The sequence below is a fragment of the Nocardioides sp. CCNWLW239 genome (assembly GCF_037137035.1).
In the GTDB taxonomy this organism is placed as follows: Bacteria; Actinomycetota; Actinomycetes; order Propionibacteriales; family Nocardioidaceae; genus Nocardioides.
The window spans coordinates 721,933-733,666 of record NZ_JBBBNW010000001.1; the positions used below are offsets into that span (position 1 = coordinate 721,933).

General features: G+C 68.7%; 11 protein-coding genes and 1 pseudogene. 3 read left to right on the forward strand and 9 right to left on the reverse strand.

Annotated features, from left to right (window positions below):
- Window positions 1-40: 40 nt before the first annotated feature.
- Window positions 41-838 carry a DedA family protein gene (locus WBG06_RS03540; protein WP_336735130.1) on the forward strand — a complete coding sequence of 266 codons (798 nt, stop codon included), beginning with the start codon at window positions 41-43 and terminating at the stop codon, window positions 836-838.
- Window positions 839-851: 13 nt separating this feature from the next.
- Here the strand turns inward: WBG06_RS03540 and WBG06_RS03545 are convergent, their stop codons facing one another.
- Window positions 852-2,018: an aminotransferase class I/II-fold pyridoxal phosphate-dependent enzyme gene (locus WBG06_RS03545; protein WP_336735640.1), complete on the reverse strand. Its 1,167-nt coding sequence runs from the start codon at window positions 2,016-2,018 to the stop codon at window positions 852-854.
- A 43-nt stretch (window positions 2,019-2,061) separates the two neighbouring features.
- Between WBG06_RS03545 and pyrE the strand changes: the two genes are divergently transcribed.
- Both pyrE and WBG06_RS03555 read left to right on the forward strand, forming a co-directional pair.
- The gene (gene pyrE, locus WBG06_RS03550) at window positions 2,062-2,598 is read left to right on the forward strand and encodes an orotate phosphoribosyltransferase (protein WP_336735131.1); all 537 of its coding nucleotides are present in this window, start codon (window positions 2,062-2,064) and stop codon (window positions 2,596-2,598) included.
- Window positions 2,599-2,642: 44 nt separating this feature from the next.
- Window positions 2,643-3,317, forward strand: a complete 675-nt coding sequence (locus WBG06_RS03555; protein ID WP_336735132.1) for a DedA family protein — start codon at window positions 2,643-2,645, stop codon at window positions 3,315-3,317.
- 12 nt (window positions 3,318-3,329) lie between these two features.
- On the opposite strand, the pseudogene WBG06_RS03560 reads toward WBG06_RS03555, so the two are convergent.
- The 8 genes and pseudogenes from WBG06_RS03560 to WBG06_RS03595 all read right to left on the reverse strand — a co-directional run bounded on the left by WBG06_RS03560 (window position 3,330) and on the right by WBG06_RS03595 (window position 11,713).
- Window positions 3,330-4,340, reverse strand: a pseudogene (locus WBG06_RS03560) (IS481 family transposase).
- 126 nt (window positions 4,341-4,466) lie between these two features.
- A complete protein-coding gene (locus tag WBG06_RS03565) occupies window positions 4,467-5,111 on the reverse strand; it encodes a hypothetical protein (protein ID WP_336735133.1) in 645 nt (214 codons plus the stop codon).
- Window positions 5,112-5,151: 40 nt separating this feature from the next.
- The gene (locus WBG06_RS03570) at window positions 5,152-6,249 is read right to left on the reverse strand and encodes a hypothetical protein (RefSeq protein WP_336735134.1); all 1,098 of its coding nucleotides are present in this window, start codon (window positions 6,247-6,249) and stop codon (window positions 5,152-5,154) included.
- Between the two features lie 246 nt (window positions 6,250-6,495).
- Window positions 6,496-7,041, reverse strand: coding sequence for a chloramphenicol phosphotransferase CPT family protein (locus WBG06_RS03575; RefSeq protein WP_336735135.1), 546 nt, complete (start codon window positions 7,039-7,041; stop codon window positions 6,496-6,498).
- 9 nt (window positions 7,042-7,050) lie between these two features.
- Window positions 7,051-7,422 (reverse strand): hypothetical protein, encoded by a 372-nt coding sequence (locus WBG06_RS03580; RefSeq protein ID WP_336735136.1) that lies wholly within the window; start codon window positions 7,420-7,422, stop codon window positions 7,051-7,053.
- A gap of 399 nt (window positions 7,423-7,821) precedes the next feature.
- Window positions 7,822-10,407 (reverse strand): ATP-dependent chaperone ClpB, encoded by a 2,586-nt coding sequence (gene clpB / locus WBG06_RS03585; RefSeq protein ID WP_336735137.1) that lies wholly within the window; start codon window positions 10,405-10,407, stop codon window positions 7,822-7,824.
- 206 nt (window positions 10,408-10,613) lie between these two features.
- Window positions 10,614-11,126: a hypothetical protein gene (locus tag WBG06_RS03590; protein ID WP_336735138.1), complete on the reverse strand. Its 513-nt coding sequence runs from the start codon at window positions 11,124-11,126 to the stop codon at window positions 10,614-10,616.
- On the reverse strand, window positions 11,123-11,713 hold the full coding sequence (locus WBG06_RS03595; protein ID WP_336735139.1) for a hypothetical protein: 591 nt from the start codon (window positions 11,711-11,713) through the stop codon (window positions 11,123-11,125). Before WBG06_RS03595 ends, WBG06_RS03590 begins: the two co-directional genes overlap by 4 nt.
- Window positions 11,714-11,734: the final 21 nt, after the last annotated feature.

The window sequence follows — 11,734 nt, forward strand, 5'->3', positions numbered from 1 at the left end:
TCGACAACAATAGTTGTTACCTATGGGTACCGTAGGGCCCGTGACGGGTGCGGGATCTTTTGCGCCGCTGATGGCCGGTCTGGAGTGGATGAGCCCGGACTTCCTGCTGGCCACTTTCGGCGAGCCGCTCTTCTGGATCAGCCTCATCATCATCTTCATCGAGTGCGGTCTCTTCTTCCCGTTCCTGCCCGGCGACAGCCTGCTGATCGCGCTCGGGATCTTCATCGCGACCGGCAAGATCGACATCTTTCCGGGACCTCCCGGCGTCGAGATCGTGATCGCCATGCTCTTCTTCGTCGGGGCGGCGTTCGCCGGCAACGTCACCGGCTACGAGATCGGTCGCCGGATCGGGCCACGGCTCTACGAGAGCAACAACCGCTTCATCAAGCGACGGCACATCGACCAGACCCGGGAGTTCTTCGACAAGCACGGCAACAAGGCGCTGGTGATCGGGCGGTTCATCGCGTTCGTGCGCACCTACGTCACCGTCATCGCCGGGGTCACCCACATGGACCGGCGGCGGTTCTACTTCTGGAGCCTCGTCGGTGGCGTGCTGTGGGTGCTCGCGGTGACGCTGTTCGGCTACTTCGTCGGAGCCCGCTGGCCCTGGCTCGCCGACAACATCGACTACCTGATCCTGCTGCTCTTCGCGCTCGCGCTGGCACCCGCGATGGTGGAGTGGTGGCGTCGGCGACGTACGGCCTCCCGGTTGGCTTCGGACCTCGACCCTTCGACAAGCTCAGGACACCGCCACGACGGTCACCCCGACCGCGACATCCTCGGGATGACCGTCCGGCCACGCACCCCGGCCGACGCCGACAAGCGGGCCGACCACTGACGGCCGGTCTCGGCTACTTCGCCAGGCGCCCCTTGCCGAGACGTGCCAGGGCCTCCTCGATCACATCCCGCTGCTTGGTGAAGGTCCACCTGACCAGGTGCTTGCCGGCATCGGTGTCGTAAAACCCCTGCAACGGGATCGCCACGACCCCGGCCCGCTCGGGCAGGGCCCGGCAGAACTCGAGGCCGTCGCGCCAGCCGAGGTCCTCGATGTCGGAGACGGCGAAGTAAGTGCCTTCCGGAACCGTCACGTCCAGGCCGATCTGCTTCAGCCCGTCGCAGAGCAGGTCGCGCCTGCCCTGCAGGTCGAGGGCGAGCTCGTGGGGCCAGCGGTCGAGGTGCTCGAGCGCGTAGGCGGCGGCCGGCTGCAGCGGGGCGCCGGAGGTGAACGTCAGCCACTGCTTGGCTCCCAACAGCGCCTGGACCAGGTGCTCGGGGCCCGTCGCCCAGCCGACCTTCCAGCCGGTGAACGAGAAGGACTTGCCGATGCTCGACAGGGTCAGGGTGCGCTCGCGCATCCCGGGGAGCGTGGCGATCGGGACGTGCTCGACGCCGTCGAAGGTGAGGTGCTCGTAGACCTCGTCGGAGATCACCGTCAGGTCGTGGTCCCGCGCGAAGGCCGCGACCGTTTCCAGCTCCTCGCGGGTGAGCACGGTGCCGGTCGGGTTGTGCGGGGAGTTGAGCAGAAGGACCTTGGTCGTGCCGGACGCGGCTGCCTCCAGGGCCTCGCGGGGCAGCCTCCCACCCGGCGCCGAGGCGTCCAGGCTGAGCGTGACCGGACGACGTACGCCGCCTGCGATCTGCACCATGGCCGGGTAGCTGTCGTAGTAGGGCTCCACGAGGATCACCTCGTCGCCCGGGTCGACCAGGGCGAGGATGGAGGCCGCGATCCCCTCGGTGGCGCCGGTGGTGACCGCGACCTCGCGGGCCGGGTCGAAGGTCAGGCCGTAGTGACGCTGCTGGTGAGCCGCGACGGCCTCTCGCAGCGCGGGGATGCCGGGGCCGGGGGCGTACTGGTTCCGCCCGCTCTCCAGCGCGGAGACGGCCTCCTTGATGATCTCTTCGGGGCCGTCCACGTCGGGGAATCCCTGGCCGAGGTTGACCGCGCCGGTGGACGCGGCCAGCGCCGACATCTCGGAGAAGATCGTCGGCGGGATGCCGTGAAGTCGTCGCGCAGTCATGGTCGTTCGCTGGCGCTCACTCATACGACTTAGGCTAGGGGCCGTGACAACCGACGCTGCCCTCGCTGCCGACATCGACGCCACCTGCCGCCTGCACGGGGAGTTCACGCTCCGCTCGGGGCAGGTCAGTGACACCTACTTCGACAAGTACCTCTTCGAGGCGTCGCCGGAGCTTCTGGACCGGGTCGCGGCGCGGATGGTCGAGCTGCTGCCGGAGGGCACCGAGCTGCTCGGCGGTCTCGAGCTCGGCGGCATCCCGATCGTGACCATGGTGTCGGCCAAGACCGGCATCCCGGCGATCTTCATCCGGAAGAAGGCGAAGGAATACGGCACCGCCAAGCTCGCCGAAGGCCCTTCGTTCTCCGGCAAGCGGGTCACGCTGATCGAGGACGTGATCACCTCGGGCGGTGCTGTGCGCGACGCCGTCAACGCGCTCCGTCCGCTTGGTGCGGTCGTGGACACTGTGGTGTGTGCGATCGACCGGTCGCCCGAGCCCGGCGAGTCCCTGCGCGATGTCTCGCTGGAGATCCGCTCGGTGCTGACCCGGGCAGATCTGGACGCGGTCAACTCGGGGTCCTAGGCTTCGGCCGCGCCGGCCCACCCACATACTTCGAAGAGAGCCTCATGATCCTGACCTCCAGCCAGCCCGAGGAGCTCACCGGCGTCGCCGGCTGGGCGGTCGACCTGATGGACAAGCTCGGCCCGGTGGGCGCGGGGATCGGCATCGCGCTGGAGAACCTCTTCCCGCCGCTGCCCTCCGAGATCATCCTGCCGCTGGCCGGGTTCACCGCCGCGCAGGGCCGCTTCACGATCGCCGAGGCGCTGATCTGGACCACGCTCGGTTCGGTCGTCGGGGCGCTCGCGCTCTACCTGGTGGGTGCGCTGATCGGCCGCGAGCGGGTCTACTGGGTCGGCGAGAAGCTGCCGCTCGTGAAGACCTCCGACCTGGAGAAGACCGAAGCGTTCTTCGAGAAGTACGGCGCGCTGACCGTCTTCTTCGGCCGCTTCATCCCGATCTTCCGGTCGCTGATCTCGGTGCCCGCCGGGGTCACCCGGATGCCGATCTGGAAGTTCCTGCTCCTCACCACCGTCGGCTCCGCGATCTGGAACACGATCTTCGTCGTCGCTGGCTACCAGCTCGGTGACAACTGGGAGAAGGTCGAGCCGATCGTCGGGCGCTTCCAGAACATCGTCATCCTGGTGGTGGCGGTCGCCGTCGTCGCCTGGGTCGGCCTGCGCCTCTACAAGATGGTCCGTGGCTCCGAGAACGGCGCCAAGGACGACTCGCTCGTCCCGTAGGTTCTTGCGCTCCTAGATGTGATGTCCAGCCAGGTTGTTCAACCTGGTGATGGGTGCGGCTTTCCCGATTGCTGAGTGGGGTCGGTGGTGGTTGTACTCGTGGACCCATCCTGGCAGGGCGGCCAGTCGGGCGGATTCGGAGTTGTAGAACTTCTTGAATGCCCAGCCCTCTGCCAGGGTGCGGTGGAAACGCTCGATCTTCCCGTTGGTCTGTGGCCGGTAGGGCCGGGTTCGCTTGGGAGTGATGCCGAGCTCGGCACAGGTGTCACGCCACAGGTAGGACCGATAGGCACCGCCGTTGTCGCTCAGGACCCGGCTCACTACGACCCCGCGTTCGGCGAACCAGGCGACTGCGTTGCGCAAGACCTCGACCGCTGTCTGCTTGGTTTCGTCCTCACGGGCCTCGACATACGCCACGCGCGAGTGGTCGTCGAGCACGGTGTGCAGGTAGCAGGTGCCCATCAGGGGCTGACCCCACTTGCTGCGCGGTCCACCGGTCTTGACCGCGGTGACCTGCCGGTTTCGTTTTCCCTGCTGACGCCCCAGATACCGCCATCCGCCCCCATCGGGAACACGGCCGAGCTTCTTCACATCGACATGCAGGAGATCACCCGGTTTCTCGTGCTCGTAGCGCCGGATCGGCTCACCAGTGGCTCGATCGATGAAGGAGAGCCTGTTGAGCCGGCACCGCACCAGCACGGCATGGACGGTCGAGGCAGGCATACCGAGCCGGTCGCCGATCTCGACCGGCCCCAGGCGCTGCTTCCAACGCAGATGCACGATCTAGCGCACCACCGGCGCCGGCGTCCGGCTCGGCTGACGGTGGGGCGCCGAGGAACGATCCACCATCCCCGCCGGCCCCTCCTCCCGGTAACGCTCGACCCACTTCTTCGCGGTGCGCCACGAGACGTCATAACGCTCAGCAGCGCGAGCAGGAGACCAACCCTGATCAACGATCAATCGCGCCAACCGAAGTCGGGCGCGAGGGGCCAAAGCAGCGTTGGCATGGGTAGCGTGGGACACGAAGGCCTCCTTGGTGGCGGAACTGGTTCCTTAGACAGCTCCACTCCACACCCGGGAGGCCTTCGTTCATCTACAGATCAGACCGTGTCGTCACACGATCTCGACCAACGTGCCTGGGCATCACACCTAGAACTGCTGGTGGGTCGGCGGGGTCGGTCCCGGCGGGGTCGGCCCTGGAACCACCGGCGGCTGCCAGGGGTCGCGGGGTGAGCGGCGGGCGAACCAGTTGCCTGCTCTGCCTGCGTACAGCATCACCAGCGCGGCGATGATCAGCGCCGGGTAGAGCACCACGAAGACGGAGAGCACCGCCGCGATCGAGCCGATGACGGTGAGCAGGATCCTGGCCAGGTTGGAACGGAACAGGATCATGATCCCGAGCGGGATCGCGGCCAGGCTCAGGAGACCGCAAGCGGCGAACCAGATGATCATCGCCAGCGTGAGCCCCTTGTCGGAAGACGTCGGATCGTTGTAGTCCGCGATCCCCGCCGGCACCATGAACACCGAGATCAGCAGCGCGATCACCGACCCGACGATCGTCATGACCGACGCCCCGACCACCGTTCCGGGCCGACTGTCGGGGTCGGGCGGCGGGTACTGCGGACGCAGGTAGGCCGGGGGCTGCTGCCCCATGGCGTACTGCCCATAGGCCGGAGGCGGCTGCCCCCATCCCTGCGGTTGCGGGGTGGCGTACGGCGTCGGCGGCGGCCCCTGGCCCTCGAACGGCGGCTTGCCGCCGTAGGGGTTGTCGAAGGAGCCGTACTGATCGGACATGCCCGGAGCCTATCCGGCCGACCATCTCACCTGCCCTGCTTTATCGCCTCGGGCTCTCGCCTCGGCTGCGGAACCAGGCGGCGACCTCGGGGCGCAGCAGGAACGAGAAGGTCGCGACCGCAGCACCGAATAGGACCACGGCCGGCGGGAACGCGAGGGCGAAGACCAGCAGCGAGAGCGCGGAGACGCCTGCGGAGATCATCAGCGCGACCCGAGCCCAGGGCTGGCGACGGAACGCGAAGGCGGCGAACACGGCCGCGGCGACGCAGACGAGCGCGACCAGGACCGCCCCGAACCAGGCCGAGGCGACGATGACGTCGGTCGTGTAGAGACTCGCCATCTCCCGCATCGCCGGATCGCTCTCCGCCTGCTTGCGCAGCTGCTCGAGGATCAGCTCGGGGTTGGCCGTCGCCGTCACCGCCGAGGCGAGCATCATCAGCGCGGTGAACCCGGACCCGATCCAGGTGAGCACCGCCGCCGCGGTCATGGCTCCCGGGCGGCGCGTGGGTGCCGGCTTGGTGGCCTGTGCGACCGTTCCGGTCCACGGCGGCGGCTGCTGCGCGGAGAGCCGCACCGCGCCGGACGCCTGGTCCGGCTGGCCCGACGGTGGCGTTGCGCCGGTGGCGCCGGTCGTGGTCTCCGGAGGAGCCGGTGCCACGTACGACTCCTGATCGGGGTCACCGCTGCCGAGCGCCTCTCGCTTGGTCGGCGAGACGCCGTCGAACCAGTCGCGTGTGGGCGACATCCACAGGAGTACGACGGCGACAGCCGCCAGCGTCGACCAGAACCCTCCCCCGAACATCCCGGCGAAGAAGAGCGGCGCCGCCATGACCGTGAGGGCCAGCCGCGCCTGCTTGTTGCGCTGCAGCACGTGCCAGCCGAGGATCACCGCAGCCGCCGCCATCGCGCCGGTGACCAGCGCCATCACGTGCATGAGGTCGAGGATGTTGTCGAGCCCGATCCCCGAGCCCGCCAGCGGCGGCTCCGCCAGCACCTTCTCCACCCGCTCCCGGGTGTCCAGGCTGTTCAGCCCGGCGATCTGGTCCCAGGCAGTCACCACGGTGAGCAGCGAGCCGAGCACGATGAGCCACCCGGCGAGGGTGGCCTGACCGGGGCGGGGAAGCTTCGTTTCAGACATGTTGGGAACCATTTTCTCATCCCCGCCAACCTCCATCCACCCCGCCCGTCGAGATCCCGCCGAGACGTCGCCCGCGTCGGCCGAAAGGTCGCCCGCGTCGGCCGAAGCGTCGCTCCCGCTGGCCGAGTGGGCAGGGGGTGACGCCTCGCTCGACGCAAGCGACGTCTCGGCCGACGTACGTGACGCCTCGGCCGACCTGCCTGACGCCTCGGCCGACCGGAGTGACGTCTCGGCCGACGTACGTGACTACTCGGCGCGGAGGCGGGTGAAGACCTTGGGCGCGGTGAGAGCGGGGAGGGCTTCGGCGATCTCCTTGGCGCACGCGGCGGGGGTGGCGGTGGTGGAGTCGACGCGGATGTCGTACGGATGTGAGTAGACCAGGGTCTGCGATCGGGCGAGGCCGGCGGGGCGGTCACCGCGAGCGGCCTCACGGCGCTCGAGCTCCTCGGGCGAGCACCAGACCTCGACGAGGGTGACGTCGTAGCCGTCGAGCACCTCGAGCAGGTCGTCGAGCCGCCAAGTCTCGCTGAGCGGGTAGTCCATGATCACGTCGTTACCGACCGAGGCCAGCGCTGCGACGGTGCGGTGGTAGCCGAGCCGGGTGCGCCACAGCATCTCCCCGATCTCCGCCTCGTCGAGCTCGCGGGTGTGCACCGTCGACCGCATCCCGCTGATCCCGTCGACAGGTACCAGAAACCACGGGTCCTCGAGCAACGGCAGCAACTCCCGCCCGATGCTGCTCTTCCCCGAGCTCGACGCTCCGTTGAGCAGGATGATCCGACCGTTGCGCATGCGCGGAGGCTACAGCGCAACCCGACTTCCGAACCACTGGTTCGCGTCGCGTCGGTGCAGCATGATCAGAGAACCGACGATGAGTGCCAACGGTACGACCCCGAGGATCCCCGCGGCCGCTGGAACCGATGCCAAGAACGCGAGGACGGCGACCACCGTCAGCAGCGCCCTCGCCACCTTCGCCCCGCCGAGGACCAAGACACCAAGCGGGATCGCGATCGAGCTCAGGACTGCGCATATGGCCGAGTAGATGCCCAGCGCAAGCATCATTCCTCGATCGTCCGTGGGCACGCCAGCGTCCCCGAGGGCGGCCGGGTCAACGTAGGCGAGGGCGAAGCCCACCGCCGCCAACCCCGTCAACGCCAGCGTCAGTCCCGACATGATGATCGTCGTCCAGCCCGCAACAGTCACCCCGTTCGGTCGCCCCTGAGACCGAGAGGATCGCTGACCATCGGACAGGGACCATCCCGCGATAGGAGCCGCTACGCCCGGGGCGTCATCGAGGGAGCCGTACGGATGTGACATGGCGCGAGACCTTAGCCCACCATGCGGATCCGATTCCTCCGCAGTCACCGCCCACGCGCCCGAGGCGTCACGTACGTCGGGCGCGTGGGGCGCTGTGGGGCCCCACCGCCGCCCCGGGGGGGGCCGCGGCGGGGGGGCGGGAGACCAGCACGGGGAGCCCCAACCCCCCGCGGGCGCGTGGGGGGCGGGGGGGGGGGGGGGGGGGGGCCGCCCCCCCCCCCCCCCCGACCGGGGTGACGCCTCGGCGGTGGCCGGTCAGACCTTCAGGGTCAGACCATCCCCGTCGCGGTCGACGGTGACCTGGCCACCGTCGGAGACCTCGCCGCCGATGAGCATCCGGGCCAGCGGGTCGCCGATGGCGGACTGGATGAGGCGGCGGAGGGGACGGGCGCCGTACGCCGGGTCGTAGCCGGTCTCGGCGAGCCACTCCCGAGCCTCGGGGGTGACGGAGATCGAGATGCGGCGTACGGCCAGGCGCTTCTCCAGCTGTCCGAGCTGGATGTCGACGATCTTGGTGAGGTCGGCGAGGGAGAGGGCGTCGAACATGACGACCTCGTCGAGACGGTTGAGGAACTCGGGCTTGAACGCACCGCGGACCACCGCCATGACCGACTCGCGCTTCTCGTGCTCTTCCAGCACCGGGTCGACCAGGAAGTTCGAGCCGAGGTTGGAGGTGAGGATGAGGAGCGTGTTGCGGAAGTCGACCGTGCGGCCCTGACCGTCGGTCAGGCGACCGTCGTCGAGCACCTGCAGCAGGATGTCGAAGACCTCGGGGTGAGCCTTCTCGACCTCGTCGAGCAGCACCACCGAGTAGGGCCGACGGCGCACCGCCTCGGTCAGCTGACCGCCCTCGTCGTAGCCGACGTAGCCCGGAGGCGCTCCGACCAGCCGGGCGACCGAGTGCTTCTCGGAGTACTCGGACATGTCGATGCGTACGATCGCGCGCTCGTCGTCGAAGAGAAAGTCGGCCAGCGACTTGGCGAGCTCGGTCTTACCGGTGCCGGTCGGGCCGAGGAACAGGAACGAACCGGTCGGACGGTTCGGGTCGGCGATCCCGGCGCGCGAGCGGCGTACGGCATCGGCGACCGCCGTGACCGCGGACTTCTGCCCGATCAGCCGCTGCCCGACGACGGACTCCATCTCGAGCAGCTTGGCCTGCTCTCCCTGGAGCATCTTGCCGGTCGGGATGCCGGTCCAGGCCTCGACGACCTCGGCGATCTGCTGGGCGGCGACCTCCTCACCGACCAGTCGGTCGGTGACCTCGTCCTCGGCCTCGGCGGCCTCGGCGATCTGCCGCTCCAGCGCAGGGATCTTGCCGTAGAGGATCTCCGAGGCCTCCCCCAGCGAACCCTCACGCTGAAGCCGCTCGGCCTCGCTGCGCATGGCGTCGAGCTGCTTGCGCAGGGCGCCTTCGCCTTCGAGCGAAGCCTTCTCGCGCTCCCAGCGAGCCTCCAGGCCGCGCAGCTCCTCCTCCTTGTCTGCGAGCTCCTTGCGCAGCGCCGCATGGCGCTCCAGCGAGGCGTCGTCGGACTCCTTGGAGAGCGCGAACTCCTCCATCTTCAGCCGGTCGACGGAGCGGCGGAGCTGGTCGATCTCCTCAGGGGACGACTCGATCTCCATCCGCAGCCGGGAGGCGGCCTCGTCGATGAGGTCGATCGCCTTGTCGGGCAGCTGACGGCCGGTGATGTAGCGGTCGGAGAGGGACGCGGCGGCCACCAGCGCGGCGTCGGTGATGCGGACACCGTGGTGGGCCTCGTACTTCTCCTGGATGCCGCGCAGGATCTGCACGGTGTCCTCGACCGACGGCTCGCCGACGAAGACCTGCTGGAAGCGGCGCTCCAGGGCCGGGTCCTTCTCGATCCGCTCGCGGTATTCGTCGAGCGTGGTCGCACCGATCATGTGCAGCTCGCCGCGCGCGAGCATCGGCTTGAGCATGTTGCCGGCGTCCATCGCGGAGTCGCCCCCGGCGCCCGCGCCGACGACGGTGTGGAGCTCGTCGATGAAGGTGATCACCTGGCCCTCGGCGGCCTTGATCTCCTCCAGGACGGCCTTGAGCCGCTCCTCGAACTGGCCGCGGTACTGCGCACCGGCGACCATCGCCGCCAGGTCGAGGCTCAGCACGCGGCGACCCTTGAGAGAGTCGGGTACGTCACCGGCGATGATCCGCTGGGCGAGCCCCTCGACGACGGCCGTCTTGCCGACGCCCGGCTCGCCGATGAGGACCGGGTTGTTCTTCGTACGCCGCGAGAGCACCTGGATCACCCGGCGGATCTCGGCGTCACGGCCGATGACCGGGTCGAGCTTGCCCTTCTCGGCGGCCTCGGTGAGGTCCTGGGAGTACTTCTCCAGCGCCTCGTAGGAGTCCTCGGCGTCCTGGCTGGTGACCCGACGGTTGCCACGCACCGCCTTCAGCGACTCGCGCAGACCCTTCTCGGTGAGCCCGGCACTCTTGAGCACCTTCTGCGCCGACGACTCGACGGTGGCCAGCGAGATCAGCAGGTGCTCGGTGGCCGCGTAGTCGTCCTTCAACGAGGTGGCCAGCGTGATCGCCCCGGCGAGGACACGGGTCAGCGAACCCGAGGCGGCGGGCTGCTGCACCGTGGACCCGCTGGCGCGCGGGAGCGCGGCGAGCTCGGTGGCCGCAGCCCGGGACAGCTCCTCGGCGTCCACACCGGACTTGGTGACCATCGACGTCGCGGTGCCCTCGTCCTGCTGCAGCAGCGCGACGAGCAGATGGATGGGCTCGGTCGTGGTGTTGCCCGCCGTCGTGGCGGAAAGCTGCGCGGCCTCGATCGCCTCGCGAGCCTTGGTGGTGAACTTGTCTGCCGAAAACTGGCTCATCTGTGTCTGCTCTCCTCCTGGGGATGCACCTGAGTCTGCCGCGGATGCCGACCACCCGCATCTATCTCAACACATCAAAGTTGAGTCTATTCCACTCAACTTTCACCAAGTCGGCCCGTCTTGACACCACAAGACGCCGAGTCGGCCCGTCAAGACGGGCCGACTCGGCGTCGGTTTCGGTCAAGACGGGCCGACTCGACGTCGGGTCAGAAGAGGTCCAGGGCGGTCACCTTCCAGGCACCGTCCACCTTGGCGGCTTCGACGGCGATCTGGGCGGCGGAGATGGAGGACTCCTTGTCGGTGGAGCGCTGGGAGGCCTGGTCGAGGAAGACGAGCAGCTCGGCGGAGTCGGCGTCGAGGGACTTGACCGCGGCGACCTGCACCTGGGCGCTGAGCACGAGCTTCTGGCCGGGAGCCTTGTCCTGGAGCTGCTTGAAGAGCAGGTCGTACTCCTTGCGGGCGTCGCCGGCGAGGAACTCGTCCGCCGCGGCAGCGGTCGGAGCGGGGTCGGAGAAGTCGTAGGAGAAGACCTGGAGCAGACCGGTGGAGATGGCCGACTGCACCTCGGTGGTGGCCTCGGTGTCGACGACGGCGCGGTTGCCGACGTGGTCGGTCTTGCGTTCGCGGTCGGCCTGCCAGAACGCACCCAGCCCGAGGATCAGGGCGAGCGCGGCGAGGAACGGCGCCCAGCGGCGTACGGAGGTGGGGAGAAGGGTCATGACATATTCACCGCTACCTGCTCGAGGCTCTCCAGGAGCCAGTCGTCACCGACCTTGACCAGGTCGGCCGCAAACCGGTTCCGTTTGACGGTCGGCTCGGCGTCCTCACCGGAAGCAGAGCCGTCACGGACCGTGATCTCGACCGCGGCGATCACGGTCGCGCTGTCGTCGTCGAGCTCGGTGACGGCGGCGTCCATCACCGACCCGGTCGAGATCTTCTTCTGCTCGGCGAGGACCTTGCGGTCCTCCTCGGAGACGCTGGTGAGCTGGTCGTGCAGGGTGCCGGTGGTGACCGCGGCCCAGCCCTTCAGACCCTCGTCGATCTTGCGGTGATCGAGCGAGTTGAGGGTCTCGATGTGGCTGGTGGCGACGATCAGCACCCGGTCACGCCGCGCGGCCTCGTCGACCATCTCCTGGTCGTGACCGCTCGCCCGCCACCAGGAGAACAGGCCGGCGGCCAGCACGCACACGGCGACCACCGGGAGCGCCCAGGTGAGCACCCGCTCGCGGGTCGACCTCGGCTCTTCGGTGGTCTCGACAAGCGTGGGGCCACGTCGTTCAGACCCTGGTGACTTCTGCTCGGCCACCGAGGTCTCCGTTCGACTCTG